Genomic DNA, 21,500 nt, shown 5'->3' on the forward strand with positions numbered 1-21,500 from the left:
TCCTGTCTGCATCACTCATCGCCGGCCTCAGCGCATCACGAACGGATCGGCGATCGGTTCATCGGAGGTGCGAATCCAGACGGTCTTCGTACGCGTGTATTCGAGCATCGACTCGATGCCGCCTTCGCGCCCATAGCCGCTTTCGCCATAGCCACCGAACGGCGCCGTCGGCGAAATCGCGCGATACGTGTTCACCCACACGACGCCCGCGCGAATCGCCTTCATCATTCGATGCGCGCGCGACAGATCACGCGTGAACACACCCGACGCAAGACCGTATTCGGTGCTATTCGCAAGACGCACCGCCTGTTCCTCGGTCTCGAAGACAAGCACGCTAAGTACTGGGCCGAACAGTTCGGTCTGCACGCTCGGCACATCCGGGCTCGGACAGTCGATGATGGTCGGCTCGTAGTAATTGCCGGCCTGCATCGACGCGGGTCGTTGACCACCTGTCAGTACGACGCCACCCGCCGCGCGACTCGCCGCGACGACCTGCTCGATCTTCTCCAGCTGTCGCGACGTCGCGAGCGGGCCCATTTCGGTGGCGGGATTATCGGGCGTGCCGATCCGGATTTGCAGTGCCTTCACGACCAATGCATCGAGGAACGCATCGCGGATCTTCGCGTGCACGATCAGGCGCGAGCCTGCCACACAGCTTTGTCCCGACGCACCGAAGATGCCGGCTACCACCGCGTTCACGGTACCGCCGATATCGGCGTCGTCGAATACGACGACAGGCGACTTGCCGCCCAGTTCGAGCGTGGTAGCCGCGAGATTGGCCGCCGAGTTGCGCACGATATGGCGCGCGGTTTCCGGGCCACCAGTGAACGCGATGCGCGACACGAGCGGATGGCTCGTCAGCGCGCGGCCGCATGGCTCGCCGAAGCCCGTCAGCACATTCACGACACCAGCGGGAAAGCCCGCCTCGTGGATCAGCTTCGCGAATTCGAGCAGCGGCGCGGGCGCTTCCTCGGAAGCCTTCAACACCACCGTGCAGCCGGCGGCCAATGCGGGACCGAGCTTCACCGCGGCGAGAAATAGTTGCGAATTCCACGGCACGATCGCGGCCACCACGCCGATCGGCTCGCGACGCGTGGTGACTTCCATGTCCGGCTTGTCGATCGGCAGCACCGCGCCTTCGAGCTTGTCGGCCGCGCCGCCGAAATAGCGGAAGTACTCGGCGATATAAGCGATCTGCGCGCTCGTCTCGCGGATGATCTTGCCGGTATCGGTGGTCTCGATCAGCGCGAGACGCTGTGCGTTCGAGGCAAGCAGATCGCCGAGGCGAATCAGCAGTTTGCCGCGCTGTGTCGCCGTCAGCTTCGCCCACAACGGATCGCTCAATGCCGCGTGCGCGGCTTGCACCGCGCGTTCGACGTCGTGCTCGGTGGCCGCGGGCATCGTCGCCCATGGCGTGCCCGTTGCGGGGTTCACGCTGTCGAAGGTCTCGCTGCCGTTATCGAAGCGTCCGTTGATGTATTGCTGAAATACGGTAAGCATCACGACTCCCCTTGTCCTGTGACGGCCATCTTCTGGCCGCTGCCGTCGGTGGACATGGTGGTAGCGGCGCAGGTCGAAGCTTGTCGCGGCGATTGATCGAGGAACGCGCGAATCGCGTGGTTGACCTTGCGCGGCGACACGACGGCCATCATGTGCCGTTCGCCGTCGAGCGATTCGCTGATACCGCGCGGCGTCAGCCCGGCCATGCGCTCGGACATCGCCGGCGATGAATTCGCGTCGAGTTCGCCGGTCAGGTAGAACGCCGGCATATCCAGATGCGGCAGCACGTCGACGTGCGCGCGATCCGAGCTGGCGAATACACGATAGGCCCGTGCGTACCCTTGAGCGTCGACGCTCGCAAGGCAACGCAGAATCGCGTCGGCAGCAGGGCCGGGCTCCGGATTCGCGGTGCCGAGCCAACGCCCGAGCGTCACATGCATGTCGGTCAGCGCGCCTTCGGGGCCGAGCGACGTCGCGCGATTCATCACCGCGTCGCGTTGCTCCGGCGTGCGATCGAACACCGCGTTCAGCGCGATCAGACGCCCAACGAGTTCCGGATGACTGCTAGCCAGGCCGATTGCGATCAATGCACCCATCGAATGCCCGACGATGGTCGCTCGTTCGATATCGAGCGAGCGCAGCAAACGCGCCGCCTGAGCGACGTAATCGTCGAGCGTCGCGTTTTCAGGAGGCATTGCGCTATCGCCATGCCCGAGCACATCGAAAGCGATCACCGTATGGTCCCGCTCGAACTCCGCGATTTGCGGTGCCCAGATCGACGCATTCATGCCGACGCCATGAATCAGCACCAGCGGTTCGCCGCTTCCGCTGACCCGGTACGCGGTGCCGTCGAGCATGCGCATCGCGCTGTCCTGTTCTGCGTGATTAGCCATTCGCCGACATCTCCTGAATGTCCTTGTAGCGATCGCCGATGCGGTGATGCGGCCGGCCGCCGATCGACGCGCCCAGCGCCACCACGATTTCGTCCGGACCCGGCGCGTCGGTAATCGAGAACTGCACCGTCAGGTAGTGCGAGCGCATGCCCTCGTCGTGCTTGTGCATCAACGGAATCGTGATCGGGCAATTGGCCGGCCCGCGCAGATTCGTGAACGCGAGATACGACTTCGCGCCCACCGCCTCGCGATATTTGTTGCCGAAGCGCAGCGTGTGAATCAGCGCGGACGCATGCTCCATTTCGCCGTTCAGGCCGACGATCGATGCCTTGCCATAGCCTTCGACGTTATCGCCCGAGCCGGTGATGTCGAGGATGCGCGCGGTCAGCAGTTCGCCGAGCACCGGACCGATGTCGCGAATCTCCGGCCCGAGGTCTTCGACATAGCCGCGGCCGGCCCACGGGTTGGCCAGCACGGCCGCGACGCCGACCAGCTTGAGCGGCGTGGCCGCCTTGCGGCCACCGTCGGCGGCGATGACTTCGAAAAAGGTCACCGTTTTGCGAATCAGTTTGTGCATCTTGAAGCTCCAGATTGGCGGAATGGATCGCGGATTGGTTTGAACGGAGTCGGTCATCGACTCTCGATGACTGGACTTTTTAACCCGAACTACCGTAATCCGTATGTTGGTATACCATGCTATAGTCATTCCGAAATGCTGTGGGAAATTTTCGGCCAGGGGAGAACCCTGGGTAAGCTCGCTTGCTACGCGCTCAGGTCGCCGTGCATGATTCACGGAATCGCCGCACGCCCCTGGCGCCATGCGTACGGCAAGTGAACCGCGCAGCATCAGACAACGCACCTGCCGCGGGACTGAACATGGAACAACCTATGACGACTGAGAAGAAATCGCTGCGTATCGAGCGTGAAGTGAAGACGCTGCGGCAACTCGCGCTCGAACGCATGCGCGACGCGATCCTGCAATCGCACTTTCTGCCTGGCGAACGTCTGGTGGAGCGGCCGCTATGCGATGAACTCGGCGTGAGCCGGACCGTCGTTCGCGAAGTGCTGCGGCATCTGGAAACGGAGGGACTGGTCGAGAACATTGCGAATCTCGGCCCAGTCGTCAAAAAGGTCGATATCGACGAAGCGATCCAGATCTACGAGATTCGCGCGCTGCTGGAAGGCAGTGCCGCGCGCGCGTGCGCCGAGCGAGCCACGCCGGAAATCGTCGAGAAGCTGTCGCAGATCATCGATTCCGTGCAGCAGGCGTTTCGCAGCAAGGACTACGACAGCGTGCTGCTGAGAGTCACTGCGTTCTACGAGCACATGTTCGAAAGCGGCGGCAAGACCGTCGCGTGGAAGCTCGCTGAAACGCTGAACGCGCGTATCAATCAGTTGCGGGCGCATACGATCCGCGCGCCCGGCCGCGACAAGGCGTCATTCAAGGAAATGAAAAAGCTGCTCGACGCGATTGAAGCGAAGGATGGTGAAGCGGCTGAACGTGCGTCGGCCGAGCACGTGCAGGCGGTGATCAAGATACTGGTCGATTCGCAAACGGGCCGTAATGCGGGTGGCGAGCCCACTCAAGCGGAGAAGACAGCGCGCAGCACGGCGCCTACGCGGCAGCGTCGTCAGAGCGCGCCCGCCTGACGTATCGCGTTACTGAAGACGGTCCAGCTGGTTCTCCGCTCGGGTCCAGTCGAGCAGGAAATCGCGGAACGTCTGCGCGGCCGGACCGAGCGACCGGTTGCGCCGGTATAGCAACGCGATCGGTCTGGCTGTCACGAGATTGTCGAGCTTTCGTATCGCCACGAGCGACGTATCGACGATTTTCGACGCGTATCCCGGCACGAATGCAATACCGGAACCCGCCGCGACCATGCCGACCGCCGTGCCGACGTGCGACACCTCGTACTGCGGATTGAGCCGAACGCCCTCTTTGTCCGCGCACTCATCGACCAGCAAACGCGTCGCATTCTTCATCGTCAGCGCGATCAGCGGAAACCCGGCGATGTCGCTCCATGACAGCCTCGGGTAATGACACAACACGTGATCGCGCGGCACGATCAATAGCACATCGTCCTGCTGGATCACTTCGGCGGTCAGCAAATCGCCCGGGCCCTCCGGGCTGCCTACCCCCAGCTCCGCGCCGGCGTCTTCGACCATTTTCCGCACTTCGCCGGACGCCACATCGCGCAGCACGATCGAAATGTCGGGATAGTTACGCTGATAGGCCGCGACGATGGACGGCAGCATCAGCGCCGACAGCAACGGCGAAGCCGCGACACTGACGCGGCCGCGTCGCAGGTTCGAAAGCCCACGCGTATCCGCAATGGCGGCATTCAATTCGTGCAGCAGCCGCAAAGCCGTCGGGTGAAATTCCGCGCCCGCCTCCGTCAGTTCGACCACGCGCGGGGTCCGGTCAAGAAGCCGTACGCCCAGCTCCTTTTCCAGTTCGTTGACCAGCAGGCTCACCGCGCCTTGCGTTACATGCAGCACATTGGCTGCGCTCGTGAACGTCTTTTCCTGCACGACGACGACGAACGCACGCAGCTGTTTGATCGTGACATTGCCGATGTCGGATAGTCCGGAAGCCATTAGCTCACCTCATACTGCTACAACAATTACTCGTTGGCCCTCGCGTAAGGCGGAACCGTATAGTCGGCGATGTCGGTTGCTCATCTGTGTTCCCGGCACCAATCCACCTTCGATCCAGGAGCCTCGAATGAAGGATAATCTCGTTATTGACGTTCATACCCACAATTACAGCGAAAACTGGTTGAACCTGCTTCGCGAGCATGGCGCACCGCGCTACGTCGTCAAGGAAGTAGCCGGCGGCCGTGAAGCCATCCACCACGATGGCGCTGCCTTCAACACGATTTTCCCGACGTTCTTCGACTTCGACGCACGCGTGAAGTCGATGGACATCAACCGCATCGATATCTCCGTCGTGTCGCTCGCGGCACCGAGCGTCTTCTGGGGCAACGAAACCACCAGCACGCAGGCCGCGGTTCAGGCCAACAACGACTTCGCCGCCGCGCAAACCGCCTACCCCGATCGCATCCGCTGGTTTGCAACGCTGCCGTGGCAATACCCGGAGCGCGCGAAGGAAGAACTGGCACGTGCGATCAAGCTGGGCGCAAGCGGCGTGCTGACGCTCGCCAACATCGGCGAGAAGTCGCTGACGGATCCGCTGTTCGCACCGACGTGGCAAGCGATCGACGACGCGGAACTGCCGGTGCTGATTCACCCGACCGCACCGCCCGGAGTTGCTGGCATGGACATGCAGAAGTACATGTTGATCGTTCCGATTGGCTTCATGTTCGACACCACGCTCGCACTTGCCCGCATGATCTACGACGGTTTCTTCGACAAGTACCGCAAGCTCAAGATCATCGGCGCGCACGGCGGCGGCGCTCTGCCGTATCTGATGCCGCGTCTCGACCGTTGCCACGAAAAGATCGATAGCGCGCGCGTGACCATCGCGGATCGTCCGTCGTCGTACGCTGATCGCATCTTCATGGATTCGGTCGTGTACTCGCGCGAAGCCATGCAGATGGGCATCGACTGCGTTGGCGAAGACAACTATCTGTTCGGCTCGGACTTCCCGCACAACATCAGCGACCAGGCCGGTATCCTCGCCCGCGTCAATGAACTTCCGGCGGACGTTCGCCGCAAGGTGCGCGGCGGCAACGCACAACGTATCTTCAATCTGAAGCTGTAATGCAATAGCAAGCTGTAAGCGTTATATACCGGCTTGCGATTCAAGTTTCAATAAAACACCCTGGCTTCTCCACCAGGGTGTTTCTGCTTTATTGCTTGCAATTGAGAATGCCTGGCCGCGCTACTTTTAATAACCGGGTTGCGTGCGCGGAATGCGCGTAGACAGCATGATGATCGAACCGACCATCAGCATCGTCGCGGTGAATGCCAGACCCGAAGCAAAGCTGTGCGTGAGATCGCGCAGAACGCCGAATACTAAAGGGCTGATTGCCGAGCCCGCGAGGCCCGACGAACTGATGATGCCGATTCCCAGCGCGCGATTGCGGGGCTCGAGCACACCGGCAGGCGAGGTCCAGAAGATCGTAATAGCGGTTTGCCCACCACATGTCGCGAGAATCACACCGAGCATGCGCAATTGCGGATCGCCTGCGTAGCCGGTCATCAGGCAGCCGATTGCCGCGACGAGCATCGGAATGATCGTGTGCACCTTGCGTTCGCCGACACGATCCGAACGACGCGACCACATCAGCATGACGAAAATCGCGCACGCGGAAGGAATAGCGCTCCACAGCGAAATGTGGAACAGCGTATCGCCACCACGAAGAACTTTGACGATCTGCGGCGTCCATGTTGCCAGTGCATTGAGCGTCAGCACCAGGCAGAAGTACGAAAATGAAAGTGCAATCACGCGCTTCCACGGCATCCCTTCACCCGCTGACCTCCAGCCGCTGCTTACGGCGGGCTTTTTCCCTTCGTTCAGCATCACCGCGAGCGTGGATTTTTCATCGTCCGTCAGCCATTTGGCCGTTTCCGGGCGATCCGTCAGAAAGAACCATGCAACGATGCCCAGCACAATCGTCGGCGTGCCTTCGAGCAGGAACAGCCATTGCCAACCGGCCAGACCAAACGTGCCGTCCAGTTGCAGAATCAAACCGGACGTAATTGCACCGACCGCAGTCGTCGCCGGCATTGCGATCATGAGCAGCGAGTTCGCGCGTGCACGGAATTCAGCCGGGAACCAGTACGTCATGTAGAGCAGCACACCCGGTAAAAAACCCGCCTCCGTAATACCGACGATAAAACGAATGAAGCTCAAACTGTTCGGACCGACCGCGAACAGCGTACAGGTCGACGCAATGCCCCATGTGATCATGATGCGCGCAATCCAGCGTCGCGCGCCGAACCTCTCCAGCATCAGGTTGCTGGGAATTTCGAAGATCACATAGCCCACGTAGAAGGCTGTATTCGCCAGACCGAACGCGGTCGCGCTCAAGCCCAACTCATGGTTCATCGACAGCGCGGCGAAACTGATATTGATGCGGTCGAGATACGACGCACAAAAGAGAATGAAAAGTAGCCCCAACAGGCGTTTCGCCACTTTGCTCGTCACTGCTTGCCGTTTCTGCCACTCGACCTGTGTCACGTTCAGCGATGTATCAACCGTGCTCATACTCGTCTCCCCGCCTTTATACGGATCCTGATTCGGAAGGCAAAGCAATTGCAGCCGCCACGGCTGCGCGTTTCAGGATCATCAGAACTTGTGACGCATCCCGATCACCGAAACCATCTGCGTTTTCGAAGCCGAAGGCGACATCGTGTACACCTGCGCGAATTTAGCATCACCTGCTGCTCGCTGGTACACAATGTATGCCATCACGTCGGTGCGCTTACTCAGGAAGTAGTCGACCCCCACGTTGAACTGATGGTATTTCGGCTGCAGATCCTGTGAGTAATTACCCCACGTGTACGTATAACTCGCGCCCACATTCAAATCCGGCAGCACGCGGTCGCTGAGCAGCACTTCCGCATTGTTGAGCGTCAGGTGCGAGTTGTCCTGATAGTCGAAGCGCACGCTTGTGTAAGTACCCGTGAGCCTCCATGTGCCGAACCGGTAGCCGCCACCGAGGCCCGCGATGCGGTGCCCGACAATACCGGCATCACTGGTTGCGCTTTTCGTAAACGGCGAGAACGTGCCGTAGTCGCCCGAGACGGCCCCGCCGGTATTGTCCGCCGCGTTCGGGTGGTTGAGGTTCACGAATATCGCGGCGAGCGACAGCGGGCCATTGTCGTAGTGCGCGCCCGCGCTGAACGCATTGTTGTTCGAGAATTGACCGGCCTCGTTCGAGAATGCGTATAGCACCTGACCCTGCAAGCCGCTCACTTCAGGGGTTTTGTACTGCACCGAGTTATTCAGACGGTACGTGTCCAGTATGTTGTCGTTGTCGCCGACGTGCGGGCCATAGCCCGCGAACTGACACGATGCAGTGAAGCCACACAGTGTGACGGCCGCGTCGTATTGACGACCCAACGTCACCGTACCGTATTGCTTCGACGACAGCCCGACAAAAGCCTGACGGCCGAACAGTCGCCCGCCCTGCGACATCGTTCCATTGTTGCTACCGAAAACCACTTTCGAGGGTAAAGATGGCATTCAGTCCACTGCCCAGATCCTCATTGCCGGTGATGCCCCAACGCGGCGGTTGCAGTACACCACTCGACATCATGACCGTTCCGTGGCCCTTTCCATCCGCACCCTTCGTATTGCTCGAATAGGAGATGCCGGTGGAAATCAGGCCGTACAGCGTCACGCTGCTCTGCGCCATTGCATATGAACTACAGCACGCCACCGCGACGGCCGCGAGAGTCAGCTTCCTGTTCATCGATGTCCCCTTTATTCGTTTTCACGAATATGTTAGTGAACATACTTTACGTTCCTGCTGTCCGCTATGTCGATCCAAGGTCGGTGATAGCGGCTATCAATTTTTTTGATAGACTCGAAAAGCCGCGTGAAAGCCGTATCTAGCGCGTACCGTGTGCTTTCTTTTATGGCTGCACGCACTAGATATCAGGGTTTTCCACACGTGATTTTTACGAAAGCAAGGCTGCTTTGGATAATCTCGACCTGAAGACACTGCGCATACTCTGCGAACTTCACACCACGCGCAGCGTGTCGGTGACCGCGGAGAACCTGCATGTCACTCAATCGTCCATCAGCATGACGCTTGCGCGCCTGCGCAAGCATTTCAAGGACATGCTGTTCGTTCGCACGTCGATGGGCATGGAGCCAACGCCGGTCGCGGATGAATTGATCACGCGTTCATCCGAGGCAGTGACATGCCTTGAGGCAATGCTCGGTTATCACGACACGTTCGATCCGGTTGCAACGGAGCGCACGTTCCGGATTGCCATGACCGATGTCGATCAGATGGTTATGGTGCCGATGCTGCTGGAGCGTCTCGCCAGCGAAGCACCCAATCTGACGCTGGAAGTATCGCTAATCTCCAGCCAGACGCCCGCGCTACTCGAGTCCGGAAAGATCGATCTGGCAGTCGGATTTCTCCCTCCGCTCGATGTCGGATTTATTCGTCAACGAATTTTCTCCGAGCACTTTGTCTGCGTGATGCGCAACGATCATCCGCGCATCGGCGGCGAATTGACACGCGAGAGTTTCCTTCGGGAATCCCACGCAATCGTTAGCCGCAATGGGACGGGGCACAAACAGCTGGATCGCGCGCTCAACGCGCACAAAATCGAGCGCCGGCTGGGCATCGAAATTTCGAATTTTCCCAGTATTTCGGCGATTATCGAGCGAACTGACTTCCTTGCGATCGTGCCGTCTCGCCTCGCTGTGCACTGGCAATCAGGCAACCTGAGCATCCGTTCGTTACCGCTGCCGTTTGCGGTGCCCCCGTATATGGTGATGGCGCATTGGCATAAACGCTATATGCGCACGCCTGCGATGCAATGGCTGCGAGGGCTTGTTTCAGGGCTTTATAGCTGAAGAACCGCTGGCGCCGCGGATTGCTTCTGCTCCTGTACATAGCGCGTCGGCGACACGCCCACATGGCGCGTGAATGCGACGCTAAAAGTACTCCCTGAGCTATAACCGACGCGTTGCGCGACCTCGCCGACACCGCACTCGTTGCGTCGCAACAAGTCCTTGGCTACGGCCATGCGCCAGCCCAGCAGATACTCCATCGGAGCGACGCCCACGGCGCCGCTGAATCGCTCGAAGAATGCCGAGCGGGACAGCGCGGCCTCTTTCGCCAGTTGCGCAACCGTCCAGGCCTGAGTCGGACTTTCGTGCATTCGTCGTATTGCGACAGCGAGGCGTTCGTCGGCGAGCCCACGCAAAAGGCCCGGCGGCGCCGTCGTTCCCGCCGTCGAGCGCAACGCTTCGATCAGCAGAACTTCCAGCAGCCGTGCCAGCACGACATCTCGCGCGGGCCGTTGCGCGCGCGATTCGTCGCCCACTAATTGCACGAGCGTGGTCAGTGTCTTGTGCGCGCGAACGTGCACGAGTTGCGGGAGAAGTGAAACGAGCAAGGCGGCGTCGGGCGAGCCGAACACCAGGTGACCCACCAGCAGTCGAACGTCAGACGGCCCGCTTTGAGTGCCGACTCTGAACTCGCCAGGCGCCAACGCGACGGGCGCGATATCGAAGTGCTTCGACGTGACCGGCGCGAGGCTCGACATCGTGAAGTCATACGCCGCGGGGATCAGAACGAAGTCGCCGGCATCGAGCACGATCGGCGTCAGTCCATCGACTGCAAGGCGGCTGGATCCCTCCAAGACCACGCAGTAAAAAGGCTGCCCCACCTCCGAGCGTCGAACGCCCCAACGCCCCGCGCCATTGACGACTTTCGAAAACCGCGCGCCCGGTTTGAGCAACGTGACAACCTCGGCCAAAGGGTCGGTCATGACTGGACTCTTGCAAACGAAACATGGACTTTCGATTGTAGCAAGTCCGGCTTTGGCGCTTTATCGTTTCGGTTCCGCCATCTATCTACAGGGTGCCTCAATGAAAACCGTGCTGATCACCGGATGCTCGTCCGGCTTTGGCCTCGAAACCGCCCGCTATTTCCTCGCTCGCGACTGGAAGGTCATCGCCACGATGCGTACGCCGCGCGAGGACGTGATGCCGCGTTCCGAACATCTGCGTGTACTCGCCCTCGACGTCACCGACGCGGACAGCATTCGTCAGGCCGTGCAAGCCGCCGGGCCGATCGATGCGTTGGTCAACAACGCGGGGATCGGCATGCTGGCCGCGCTGGAAGCGACCTCGATGCAGGTCGTGCGCGACATCTTCGAGACCAATACGTTTGGAACGATCGCGATGACCCAGGCAGTGCTGCCTCAATTCCGGCAACGCAACGCAGGTGTCATCGTGAACGTCACGTCGAGCGTGACCTTGAAGTCGCTGCCCCTGCTATCGGTGTACACGGCGAGCAAGGCCGCGGTCAACGCGTTCACCGAGTCTGTGGCGCTGGAACTGCAGCCGTTCAATGTGCGGGTGAAGCTGGTTCTGCCGGGCCGCGCGCCGGAAACTGCGTTTGGTGAAAATGCGCGGTCCCGAATGACGGGTGACACTCCCGAGGCATACGCCGGCTTCACACAACGGGTCTTCGCGGGAATGGGGGAATCGTCGCTGATCACGCGGGCGCAGGACGTGGCGGAAGCGGTATGGCGCGCGGTGAACGACTCATCGTGTCCGATACGCATTGCCGCTGGCGCGGATGCTGTTGCGTTGGCAACGTCACACTGAACCTGAGGCGCGCACAACCGCCGGTCTACGTCAGTCGACTGGCGGGAATACCCCTTCCGACAGGGTCTTGAGGAGTCTCTTCCGGCGCCGCTCGAGATCCGCGATCTGGCGATCGATCGCTTCGAGGCGTTGCCGCTGGACATCGGTAATTTGATCGCACGAGCGCGCGCCTTCGAGCAGTAGCATGCAGTCCGGAAATCCGCGAATGTCGTCGATGGTGAAACCGGTGGCGATCATGCGCTGGATCTGCTTGACCTGAGTGACCGCCTTGTCGGGGAACCTGCGGTAACCATTGCTCGCGCGCACCGACGCGAGCAACCCGTGTTCGTCATAGTGCCGGATCGATCGCACGCTCGCGCCAGTGCGCTGCGAAAGCTCGCCGATCGTCAGCAACTCGTGAGAAGGCATTCCGTTCATGAAAAGCAGGCTAACACAAACTGCTTGACTCTCACATCAGCGTGAGGGTTGAGACTGAACGGACTGTTCATTCACTCTCGAGGAAAGCACCATGCGGATCCGAATGCTGTTTCATGGGCTAATTGCCGCGATATCCGCCGCAACACTGCTTGCGTCCATACCTGATGCGCTCGCTACCCCTACGACCTATACGGTGACATCGAAGGATGGGGTAAAGCTGGCGGTTCAGGAAAGCGGTAACCCTGACGGCCCGCCGATCATTCTCGTTCACGGTCTGCTCGGTAGCCGCCTGAATTGGGACGCGCAAGTGCGCAGCCCCGAGTTGCGCCCCTACCGGATCATTACGTACGATCTGCGCGGACACGGTCTGTCGGACAAGCCATCGGGCGCCGAGCCGTATCATGACGGGCGCCGCTGGGGCGACGACCTCGCGGCCGTCATCAAGGGTTCGCACGCGCGCAAGCCGGTCGTGGTCGGCTGGTCGCTGGGTGGTGTGGTGATCTCCAACTACCTCGCCACTTATGGAGACCGTGACATCGCCGGTGCGGTATATGTCGATGGCGTGGTCGAACTGAAGGCCGATCAGATCGTCGATCATCCTCAGGTCTATCGGGACATGAACTCACCAGATCTGACGACGCATCTGCAAGGTGAGCGCACGTTCGTCGGATTGTGTTTCAACCATCGCCCGGATGCCGACACGTTCGAACGGCTGCTCGCCAATGCGGCCATGGCGTCCTGGGACATGCAAAAGGAAATCCCGACGATGACGGTGTTCGCCGCAGACGGGCTCAGAAAAGCACACGTGCCGCTGCTGTTCATCTATGGCGGCCGGGACGCGCTAGTCGATACGCAAGCGACGCTCGCCCGCGCGAGCGCGCTGAATCCTCACATCGAGAGCAAGGTGTACGCCGAGTCGGGCCACGCGCCTTTCATTGAGGAACCGGATCGCTTCGATCGCGATCTGGCCGAATTCGTCAGGTCGGTGTCGGCGTCCATGTCCACGTCCACGCAATAACGGGACGCTGCGTGAGACGGAATGGGTGTTGCCGCGTTATCGAAGATCAGCGTGTAGAAGCGCCGCCCCGTTCCCGACGACGATGCGCCGCACGACTCTCGAACCACTTCAGCACGGATGCGACGATCTCGAAGCCGCGTTTGCGTACTGACGCGCTGCAGTACCTGGCCTGAGTGCCCAGATCAAGTACCGGTGAGAGGCGCACAGTGCCCCTCACCGTCAAAGATCAAAAGAGCCTTCGAGCACGCGTGATACGCGCCCGCAAGTACTCAACGCCGGCCCTCTGCGAGTCCGGCGTGTGCTAACAACTCTTAGAAGTTGTGATTCATACCAAACGAGATACCCGTCTGCTTTGAATGTGTGGACGGATTCAGCGTTGCATTGGTCACATAACCACCCGTGAAATGCGTGTAGTCGACGTCAGCATAAAGCTCGGTGCTCTTCGACAGCGAATAGGTAGCGCCCAGAATGGCAACGCCCTTTCTGCCGTTCACGCCGGCCGTCGTGTTGTCGTTGTCGTAATACGCGGCCGTGATGTGGAAGAACGACGATGCCTGATAGCGGAGGCCGCCCCACAGGTATTGATTGCGCGTTGCACCGTGCACCGTAGCGGGAACGGATTGCATGGCGAGCGAATAACCGCCCATCAGGTCGACCGGACCGAGCGCCACAGCACCGCCCGCGGTGTATTGATTGTTGGCGAAATATGGGGTGGTTGTCGCTGTGGCCGAAAACGGCGTCGAGCGGTGCGTATAGCCCGCGCCGAACTTGAACATTTTGGTGTGGTAGTTCAGGCCGACCGCGTACATGGTGTTGTCGGAGAGGCTGCCTGCGATACCGCCCGGTGCATAGACGAGACGCGGCGTCCACGGACCGAAGTCGCCGTGGTAGTGGATCGCGTTGTCGTCGCGGCCGCTGGTGCCGCCCGAAATCGCAGCCGCTTCGGTGATACCCAGATAGCGCAGGTCGAACGGCTCGAAGTCCTTGATCAAACGGTGTTGCAGCGTGAACTGGTGACCCACGTCGACGATACCGAACGGACCGCCGATACCGACCGTCGAGTTACGCGAGAACAGCGCGCCGTTCGAGGCGCTGTTGGCGCCAGTCGACAGAATATAGCCCGCTTCCAGATTGAAGCGCACATAGTACCCGCCGCCCAGGTCTTCGATACCCAGGAAGCCCCAGCGATTCGACTTGTACACGCCGTTCGAGGCCATCGTCAGCGCCGCACCGCCCGCCTTCGTGCCGTTGACGAGATTACGCAGGCCGCCGTCCAACGAGCCGTACAGCGTAACGCTGCTTTGCGCGTGAGCGACGCCGGCTGAAAGCCCCAACAGGGTCATGACGGCCAGTGAGCGCTTCAGACCGATTCTGCGTGCGCCGCGACCTGCTACTTCCATCTCAAACATATCTCCTCCCATGAACATCGTTAAACTCGTGGAGCAGGCGATGTGCTGTGTGCTGCACTTCCCCTGCCATTAACCGTGCATTACGCGAAGGTCGACTCCGAACTGCGTGCGACGACCTGCCGCCGTTATCTGAATCCGCGCGCGCCTCGCTCCGTGAAGCTGATTCAGCAGCTTCCACACGTCGCCGGCGCTTGCGGTCGATCAAAACTGGGTGCGGAGACCTCCGCCCGCCGTGGTGCCGCTCGACATCTTGCTTGCGCGATCGGACAGCACTGCCGCATAGACATCGGTGCGCTTCGACAGCGGATAGTCATACGAGAGCGCCCAGGTGTTGCGATAAACCGAGCTATGGCCGCTACTCTTCGAATACGCGTCCGAGCCGAGAATCCTGCCGACACCCACCGGAATCGAGAAGCCGAGCTGGCCGGTATCGATGCCCACGTCGTCACTCGGGATCGAATCCCAGATGTGCTGGTACTGGCCATACAGCTTCACGAAGTGAAGGTCGTACGACATACCGAGGTTTACGACCGACTGCGTCGTCAGTCCCGGCAACACGGTGTCGAGGTCGCCGGCGTTCAGGCTGTATTTGATTTGCTGATACACAACCGACGTCGCGAAACCGCCGTTGCTGTACGAAACCTGGCCGCTCCACTTGTTCTGACCGAGATGGCCCGGCTCGTTGCCGAACGAGTACATTGCGCGCCCGATCAGTCCGTTGTACGACGGCGACGCGTAGTACACGGAGTTCCACCATTCACCCGCATTGCCGAATACGCCCTGGCCATTCACGCCGACGTAGCTGTGCAGCACGATCGGCGAGAACACGAACGAGTTCCAGAACGGGTTGAACGTAATGGTCGAAAACCACAGCAGCGGCGGAATCAGACCCGCAGTCGCGGTACCGTAACGGCTATTCACGCCGACGTACGCGTTACGCGAGAACAGGCCGTCCTGCGGGAAACCGGTACGGCCCATCGAACCGTTCTGGATGTTGAAATAGCCTTCGAGATCGAAGATGACACTGGTGCCGCCACAAATATCCTCCGAGCCGCGCAAGCCGAAGTACGGCGCCGTCATGCCGCCGTTACCGGCAATGACACTCGAATGCCCGTTCATCGGCTTCTTGTAGGCGACGAATGCATCGAGCAGCCCGTACAGCTGTACGCTCGATTGTCCGTAAGCATCTCCAGCGATCAGCGCCGTGCCGAGCACAAGCGCTGTCACCCCCAATTTTGTTTTCATCTATATACCCTGCTTTTCCAGACCGTTGATTCGCGGCTGCGAACGGAGCTTCTTCGCACACGTTGACTTGTGTCGAATCGCACTCCAAAGATTCGCCTTCGTCTTTGTAAGTACTGAAAAATATTCAACCTGTATGCCGAGCTTTTTTCGATGTCTCCGCTCGATCTTCACAAACTACCGTGCCGCGAAGGGCGCACCCAGGCTACCCGCCCGGGCGTGTTCAACGGCTTTTCCTACGCCCGATTCTGCGCACGGGACGGCGCTCCCGACGACTCCTTCGACTGCTGCTTCGAGCAAAGCAACGAGTGCAGCACGACGAGCGTCAGGCCACCCGAAATCACCGGCTGCTGAAGCACGAGTTGCAGCATCAGCGGCATCGCATGAATGACTTCAGGCGAGATGAAAAGACCACCCAATCCAACGAGAAACGCGAGCCCTGCCGCGATCAACCGGCGATCGTCCCATTCGACCTGCGCGAGAATGTGTACGCCATGCATGAAGACGATGCCGAACAGCAACGTCGCGGCGGCCGAGATCACTGGCGTCGGCACGACGACCAGCAGCATGTCGAACTTCACGCAGCCGCCGAGTACGATCAGCAGAACGCCTGCAGCGAGCGTCACGTAGCGCGAACCGATGCGCGTCGCGCGCAAGATGCCGATGTTGTCGGGATACGCGATCGTGCTGAAGCCACCCCACACTGCCGCGACAACCGAACCGAGCGCGACGCCAAACAACCCTTCGGACATGCGGCCGGGCGTCAGCGTCTCGTTGCCCCAATCTGCGACCGCCTGATAAAGGGCCATCGATCCCATGCCGGCCGGAATCAGCACGAGCAGGAACACCGCCACCAGATCGGCGCGCGCGCCGAAACCAAACGGAAAGATACGTGGCTCGACGAGCAGCGGCGCCGCGCTCACCGCAGCAAACGAAACCGGCTGGAACAGCGTGTAAGCCAGCGTGCCGAGCGCGAGGCCGAGCAGAATCGCGACGGTGCGCAGACGGCGGCCGCCCCACAGCATCGCGAATACGATGCCGGCGACGGCGACCGCACCGGAAAGCAGATTCACGAGCGGAAAACCGGGGCTTTTAGGGCTGCCGATCCAGGTCGGCAGCGCGACGCTGGAGATCTGCACCATGATCAGCATCACGATCATTCCGGAGATGATCGGCAGGCGCAGATGCCGCGCGAACATCCCCACCACGCTACGTCCGCGGATCGGCACCGTGAGCACGCACCAGATCAGCGAGGCAACGAAGAACGAGCCGAATGCCGTACCCAGTCCGCCTGCCTGCAAATGACCGACCGTCAGCAGCGCACCGAAGCTGCCTGCGTACGGACCTTGCGCGATCGGCAAGCGCAACAGCAGCACCGACTGCAGGATCGTGATGATCCCGCACGCCATGAAGGTCATCCCGTACAGATAGGAGATCTGCGGATCGGACAACTGAAATGCGCGGCCAAGCAGCCCCGGAAACACGAACATGCCCGTCATGCCGAAAACGTTCTGCAGCGCGAGCACAGCCAACTGCGACAGCGGCAGCCGCTCGTTGATGCCGACGTCGAAAATACGCGCCGACGACTGCTCTGCTGTGGCCTCCCGGGTTGAAGCGCCGGGCTTCGGCATTTCTTTACTCAAGGTATGTTCCATTGGACCGAAAAAGAAACCCTGTCTGTCGACGCGGACCAGGGCCGCGCCGCTCTTTTCCCTTCACGCGCAATCGCGCGAAGAAAACGCCTGTATTTCCCGAGGCGAACGGCTCGCTCGCCCGGTTGTCTTCAATGATCCTCAGCTATCGAGCGGAATGCCCTTGGTCTCGGGACCGAACCAGATCGACACCATGCCGACGATAAACAGCAGCGACACCGCCGCCGATGCCGCGGAAAACGACCCGAACTTCGCGACCACTGCGGTACCGGCGATCGGACCGATACTTGTCAGCGCACGGGCCATGTTCCAGCAGAAGCCCTGCCCCGTCGCGCGCACGCGGGTCGGGAAAAGCTCGGGCAAATAAGCGGCGAACGTGCCGAACGCGCCAATCACGAAATAGCCGTACACCGGCATCAGCCACAGCACTCCGCCGATGTCGTGCACCGTCATGAACAGCACGAGCGACACCACGAGCGAGCCCGCCGAAAAGATGAAGTACGACAGCCGGCGCCCGAGTGCTTCGAGCATCCAGATCAGCGTCAGATAGCCGAGCGTCGCGCCGATCATCATCAGAATGAACGCGTAGCTGACTGTCGAGCCGATGTCGCGATGATCGGCCGCTGCGACCGACAGCTGATGAATCCAGCTCGGCAGGAACGTGAGGCCGCCCCAGCAACCGAGCATCGCAGCCGACGACACGACCACGCCGATGATCGTCTTGCGGCGCAGTCCCGGCGCGAAGATGGCGGTGAAGGTTTGCATCGCCGATTCGGCTCTGACGCTGTCGCGCACCTGCACCCAGCGTTGGGGCTCCGGCACGAAGCGGCGCACGAGGATCGTGATGAGCGCGGGCGCGGCGCCCACGGCGAGTACGACGCGCCAGCCGAAACGGCCGAGCAGCAGGTTGTCGAGCGCCGCGGCGAGAAAGCCGAACGCGAAGGCCATCTGCATGATCTGCATGGCGCGCACGCGTTGCTTGCCGGGCCACGATTCAGCGACGAGCGCGGCGCCGGCCGCCCATTCGCCGCCGATGCCGAAGCCGGCCATCGCCTGCGCGACGGCAAGCTGGCCCCAGGTCCGGGAGAATGCGCTGAGCAGCGTGAAGGCTGCGTAGATGAAGATGGTCCAGCCCATCACGCGCGAGCGGCCGAAGCGGTCCGCGGCCACGCCGAACAGCACGCCGCCGATACCCCACGTGAGTAGCTTGCCCGCAATGATGTAGCTGCCGATCTTGCTGATTTCGGTCGCGTCCGTGCTGTGCAGCAACTGCGCGACGCTCGGCACGAGCACGAGTGTGAAGAGGTTCAGGTCCATCGAGTCGAACATCCACCCGAGGAATGCGGAAATCAGCGCTAGCCACTGGTAGCGCGACAACCTGAATCCTTGCGGATCGGCCGAAGCCGCCGACGCCGTGTTGGCGCCCCGCGTAGTGCCCATTGTCTCCGTCTCCTGATCTTGCGCCGCAAAGCCTAGCGACTGGCCCGGATCGTATGCCCGATTCATCAATGGGCGCAGTATAACGTAATGCAATTAGATTGCAATACGGATTATTGTATTACTGTCTGTGTGCCGTTGGTGGCGTGCAACACCGCCGCCGTCGGTCGGCTGGAGAGAGGATCAAAAGGGGAACGATTGCCGCAGCCGCGATCCGGCTAGCTGACGCGCCGGCAAACACGCTGGGATAGCGCTAACCGGGCGGATGGCAAGGAACAGCATACCGAGACTACGTGTCGCTCATCGGACCGGTCCGCAAACCGACACGCCGTGCGACGAAGATTTCATCTTCTGCGCAGCGTATCGGGTACAAAACGAGCCCGCTGATGCGGTGCCGGGACTCAGTCCGTCGATTCGGCGAGCACCTGAACCGCCAGCCGTTCGGCCTGCTCGACATGACGCTTGCACGCCGCAGCGGCCGCATCGGCGTCGTTGCGCATGATCGCATCGACGATCGCCGCGATTTCGTCGTAGCTTTGCGGCAGACGCCCGTCCTGCGACAGCGTCGTCGCGCGCAGCATCATCACTCGCGTATGGACGAGCCGCAGCATCTCCGTGAGGACGGGATTGGCGGCACCGTCGAGCATCACCTCGTAGAACTGCGACTTCTGCTTCAGGAAGAGCATGATGCCTTCCTGGCCCTGCATGTTCCGGATCAACGACAGTTCGTGCAGCGCCTCCTTCAGCGCGACACGCTGCGGCTCCGACGCGCGCTCGGTGAACTGCCGTCCCGCCAGCGCTTCGAGCACCGCGCGCACTTCATATAGACCTCGCGCCTCATCTCCTGTCATCACGGAGACAATCGGACCTTTATGCGGAATGATCTGCACGAGCCCTTCAGCCACCAGTTGGCTCAGCGCTTCACGAACGAGCGTGCGGCTCACACCGAGCATTTCGCACAGCTCGCGTTCGATCAGCCGGTCGCCCGGCTTGAAGGTCAAGTCGCTAATGCACGAGCGCAAACCGTCGATCACCTGCTGGCGCAGCGTCGCTACCGGCCGCACTACCAATCTGTTGGTATTCATTCCACCTCTTTGCCGTTTGAATTAATGGGAGCTACGTGATCTTCGTAATACAATCATATTGACATTTCGAAGTGAAGCTCCGATACTGCCTCCTATTATACAATCCTACAACAGTTGGATGAACTTAAGGACAGTCATGGAAGACGTTACGATTTCCCAACGCCGTGCGATCGGCGCAAAGATCCGTAAGGAAGTGCTTGGCGCGAGCCACACGCAGAACACGACCCCCAATATTTTCGACGCCACGTTCCTCGAGTACACGGAAGACGTGTGCTGGGGCAACATCTGGAATCGCGAAGGCCTCTCGCGCAAAACGCGCAGCATGCTGAATCTCGCTATGCTGGCATCGCTCGGCCGCTGGCACGAGTTCGAAGTGCATACGCGCGGCGCGGTGAACAACGGCGTGACGGAAGAAGAAATTGCCGAAGTCGTGCTGCAGGCCGGCATGTATGCAGGTATCCCGGTTGCTGCCGAAGGTCTGCGTCGCGCGAAGGCTGTCGTGCTCGAACTGAAGGCGAAGGCTGCTGCTGCCTGAACGCGGTTTGCGGCTGGTGAACGCGCGCTGCTGATTCGTCATCCCATTCCAGACGCGTCTGTCTGGCAAGTCCAGCGGGTCGCAGGCGTCTCGCGCTGAAGGTTGCCCCCAGGGCCCATCGCGCGAAGCACCTGTCGCACCCCGCGATTTACCCGTATACGTCATGTCTCATTCAACTTTCTGCGAAATTCCAGCCGGCCGCATCGCCTACTCCCGTCGTGGAGCAGGCCGGCCGCTGGTTCTGCTTCATCCGATCGGCGTCGACCGAAGCTGGTGGGACGAATACATCGCGGTCTGGGCCGCATCGTATGACGTCGTCGCGATCGACATTCGCGGCCATGGCGAGTCCAGCGCCGTCACCGCTCCGATCACGCTCGCCGAGCACGCGGCCGACATCGCCGCCGTGCTGCGCAAGGAAAGCCTGACCGGTGCCACCCTGATCGGTGTCTCGATGGGCGGCATGATCGCGCAACGTGTCGCGATCCAGTTCCCCGAACTGGTCGGCGGCCTGATTCTTTGCGGCACGGCCGGTGGCTTCCCCGACGAAGTGCGCCCGCGCATCCTCGCGCGCGGCGACATGAACCGCCAGGGCTCGATGACCGAAGTGATCGACGAGACCATCACGCGCTGGTTCGCAGCCGAAACCCCGCGCCCCGACCTGATCCAGAAGTGCCGCGAGCGACTCGCCGCGGACGACTGGTACAGCTGGAGCGCAAACTGGCGTGCGATCTCGCTGCTCGACAATCTCGGCGAACTGCCGGGCGTGTCGGCACCGGCGCTCGTGGTCGCGGGCGATGCGGATGCAAGCATTCCGCCGGCGGTATCGCAAAAGATCGCCGATGCACTGCCGAACAGCCGTTTCGTCGTGGTTCCGGGCGCGGCGCACTTTGGCGCGTTCGAGATGCGTGATGTGTTCGCGGCAGTGTTCGACGACTTTCTGTCGACGCTCGCTCAATGAATTAAAACGTGGGGCCGCCCGCACGTTGGGATCGTTTCAACGCGCCGCACGGCTCAGTAGTAGTGGCTCAATAAGTGTTAGTGGAG

Annotated in this window: 21 protein-coding genes; 7 read left to right on the forward strand and 14 right to left on the reverse strand. The window is 60.9% G+C overall.

Annotation, left to right across the window (positions count from 1 at the left end):
* Positions 1 to 27: 27 nt before the first annotated feature.
* From L0U82_RS29575 to L0U82_RS29585, 3 genes are read right to left on the reverse strand one after another with little or no spacing between them, the layout of a single operon-like run.
* A complete protein-coding gene (locus tag L0U82_RS29575) occupies positions 28 to 1,500 on the reverse strand; it encodes an aldehyde dehydrogenase (protein WP_233836641.1) in 1,473 nt (490 codons plus the stop codon).
* Positions 1,500 to 2,393 carry an alpha/beta fold hydrolase gene (locus L0U82_RS29580; RefSeq protein ID WP_233836642.1) on the reverse strand — a complete coding sequence of 298 codons (894 nt, stop codon included), beginning with the start codon at positions 2,391 to 2,393 and terminating at the stop codon, positions 1,500 to 1,502. The genes L0U82_RS29575 and L0U82_RS29580 overlap by 1 nt, the downstream gene beginning before the upstream one ends.
* Positions 2,386 to 2,970 (reverse strand): amino acid synthesis family protein, encoded by a 585-nt coding sequence (locus tag L0U82_RS29585; RefSeq protein ID WP_233836643.1) that lies wholly within the window; start codon positions 2,968 to 2,970, stop codon positions 2,386 to 2,388. The genes L0U82_RS29580 and L0U82_RS29585 overlap by 8 nt, the downstream gene beginning before the upstream one ends.
* A gap of 311 nt (positions 2,971 to 3,281) precedes the next feature.
* Here L0U82_RS29585 and L0U82_RS29590 point away from each other — a divergent pair, with 311 nt between their 5' ends.
* Positions 3,282 to 4,043 (forward strand): GntR family transcriptional regulator, encoded by a 762-nt coding sequence (locus L0U82_RS29590; protein ID WP_233836644.1) that lies wholly within the window; start codon positions 3,282 to 3,284, stop codon positions 4,041 to 4,043.
* Between the two features lie 9 nt (positions 4,044 to 4,052).
* Here the strand turns inward: L0U82_RS29590 and L0U82_RS29595 are convergent, their stop codons facing one another.
* A complete protein-coding gene (locus L0U82_RS29595; protein ID WP_233836645.1) occupies positions 4,053 to 4,991 on the reverse strand; it encodes a LysR family transcriptional regulator in 939 nt (312 codons plus the stop codon).
* 127 nt (positions 4,992 to 5,118) lie between these two features.
* Here L0U82_RS29595 and L0U82_RS29600 point away from each other — a divergent pair, with 127 nt between their 5' ends.
* Positions 5,119 to 6,117: an amidohydrolase family protein gene (locus tag L0U82_RS29600; RefSeq protein WP_233836646.1), complete on the forward strand. Its 999-nt coding sequence runs from the start codon at positions 5,119 to 5,121 to the stop codon at positions 6,115 to 6,117.
* A 126-nt stretch (positions 6,118 to 6,243) separates the two neighbouring features.
* Here L0U82_RS29600 and L0U82_RS29605 read toward each other — a convergent pair whose 3' ends face one another.
* The 3 genes from L0U82_RS29605 to L0U82_RS29615 form a co-directional block, all read right to left on the reverse strand.
* The gene (locus tag L0U82_RS29605; RefSeq protein ID WP_233836647.1) at positions 6,244 to 7,566 is read right to left on the reverse strand and encodes an MFS transporter; all 1,323 of its coding nucleotides are present in this window, start codon (positions 7,564 to 7,566) and stop codon (positions 6,244 to 6,246) included.
* 81 nt (positions 7,567 to 7,647) lie between these two features.
* On the reverse strand, positions 7,648 to 8,547 hold the full coding sequence (locus tag L0U82_RS29610; protein ID WP_233836648.1) for a porin: 900 nt from the start codon (positions 8,545 to 8,547) through the stop codon (positions 7,648 to 7,650).
* The gene (locus L0U82_RS29615) at positions 8,513 to 8,776 is read right to left on the reverse strand and encodes a porin (protein WP_233836649.1); all 264 of its coding nucleotides are present in this window, start codon (positions 8,774 to 8,776) and stop codon (positions 8,513 to 8,515) included. Before L0U82_RS29615 ends, L0U82_RS29610 begins: the two co-directional genes overlap by 35 nt.
* Positions 8,777 to 9,003: 227 nt before the next feature.
* Here L0U82_RS29615 and L0U82_RS29620 point away from each other — a divergent pair, with 227 nt between their 5' ends.
* Complete coding sequence (locus L0U82_RS29620; protein ID WP_233836651.1) at positions 9,004 to 9,897, forward strand: LysR family transcriptional regulator; 894 nt, start codon at positions 9,004 to 9,006, stop codon at positions 9,895 to 9,897.
* On the opposite strand, the gene L0U82_RS29625 is transcribed toward L0U82_RS29620, so the two are convergent.
* Positions 9,888 to 10,817 (reverse strand): AraC family transcriptional regulator, encoded by a 930-nt coding sequence (locus tag L0U82_RS29625; RefSeq protein ID WP_233836653.1) that lies wholly within the window; start codon positions 10,815 to 10,817, stop codon positions 9,888 to 9,890. The genes L0U82_RS29620 and L0U82_RS29625 overlap by 10 nt on opposite strands.
* 100 nt (positions 10,818 to 10,917) lie before the next feature.
* Between L0U82_RS29625 and L0U82_RS29630 the strand changes: the two genes are divergently transcribed.
* A complete protein-coding gene (locus tag L0U82_RS29630; protein WP_233837552.1) occupies positions 10,918 to 11,661 on the forward strand; it encodes an SDR family oxidoreductase in 744 nt (247 codons plus the stop codon).
* A 30-nt stretch (positions 11,662 to 11,691) separates the two neighbouring features.
* Here the strand turns inward: L0U82_RS29630 and L0U82_RS29635 are convergent, their stop codons facing one another.
* Entirely contained in the window at positions 11,692 to 12,078 is a 387-nt protein-coding gene (locus L0U82_RS29635; RefSeq protein ID WP_233836655.1) for a MerR family transcriptional regulator, read from the reverse strand.
* 91 nt (positions 12,079 to 12,169) lie between these two features.
* On the opposite strand from L0U82_RS29635, the gene L0U82_RS29640 reads away from it, so the two are divergent.
* A complete protein-coding gene (locus L0U82_RS29640) occupies positions 12,170 to 13,096 on the forward strand; it encodes an alpha/beta fold hydrolase (RefSeq protein WP_233836657.1) in 927 nt (308 codons plus the stop codon).
* A gap of 311 nt (positions 13,097 to 13,407) precedes the next feature.
* Here the strand turns inward: L0U82_RS29640 and L0U82_RS29645 are convergent, their stop codons facing one another.
* From L0U82_RS29645 to L0U82_RS29665, 5 genes are all read right to left on the reverse strand, one after another.
* Positions 13,408 to 14,496, reverse strand: a complete 1,089-nt coding sequence (locus L0U82_RS29645) for a porin (protein ID WP_233836658.1) — start codon at positions 14,494 to 14,496, stop codon at positions 13,408 to 13,410.
* 210 nt (positions 14,497 to 14,706) lie between these two features.
* Complete coding sequence (locus L0U82_RS29650) at positions 14,707 to 15,750, reverse strand: porin (RefSeq protein WP_233836659.1); 1,044 nt, start codon at positions 15,748 to 15,750, stop codon at positions 14,707 to 14,709.
* Between the two features lie 233 nt (positions 15,751 to 15,983).
* The gene (locus L0U82_RS29655; protein ID WP_233836660.1) at positions 15,984 to 17,390 is read right to left on the reverse strand and encodes a uracil-xanthine permease family protein; all 1,407 of its coding nucleotides are present in this window, start codon (positions 17,388 to 17,390) and stop codon (positions 15,984 to 15,986) included.
* A gap of 150 nt (positions 17,391 to 17,540) precedes the next feature.
* Positions 17,541 to 18,839, reverse strand: coding sequence for an MFS transporter (locus L0U82_RS29660; RefSeq protein ID WP_233836661.1), 1,299 nt, complete (start codon positions 18,837 to 18,839; stop codon positions 17,541 to 17,543).
* A 398-nt stretch (positions 18,840 to 19,237) separates the two neighbouring features.
* On the reverse strand, positions 19,238 to 19,921 hold the full coding sequence (locus tag L0U82_RS29665; RefSeq protein WP_233836662.1) for a GntR family transcriptional regulator: 684 nt from the start codon (positions 19,919 to 19,921) through the stop codon (positions 19,238 to 19,240).
* A gap of 136 nt (positions 19,922 to 20,057) precedes the next feature.
* On the opposite strand from L0U82_RS29665, the gene L0U82_RS29670 reads away from it, so the two are divergent.
* Complete coding sequence (locus tag L0U82_RS29670; protein ID WP_233836663.1) at positions 20,058 to 20,456, forward strand: carboxymuconolactone decarboxylase family protein; 399 nt, start codon at positions 20,058 to 20,060, stop codon at positions 20,454 to 20,456.
* Between the two features lie 163 nt (positions 20,457 to 20,619).
* Positions 20,620 to 21,414 (forward strand): alpha/beta fold hydrolase, encoded by a 795-nt coding sequence (locus L0U82_RS29675; protein WP_233836664.1) that lies wholly within the window; start codon positions 20,620 to 20,622, stop codon positions 21,412 to 21,414.
* The last annotated feature ends 86 nt before the right edge of the window (positions 21,415 to 21,500 follow it).

This window comes from Paraburkholderia sp. ZP32-5 (genome assembly GCF_021390495.1).
Lineage (GTDB): Bacteria > Pseudomonadota > Gammaproteobacteria > Burkholderiales > Burkholderiaceae > Paraburkholderia.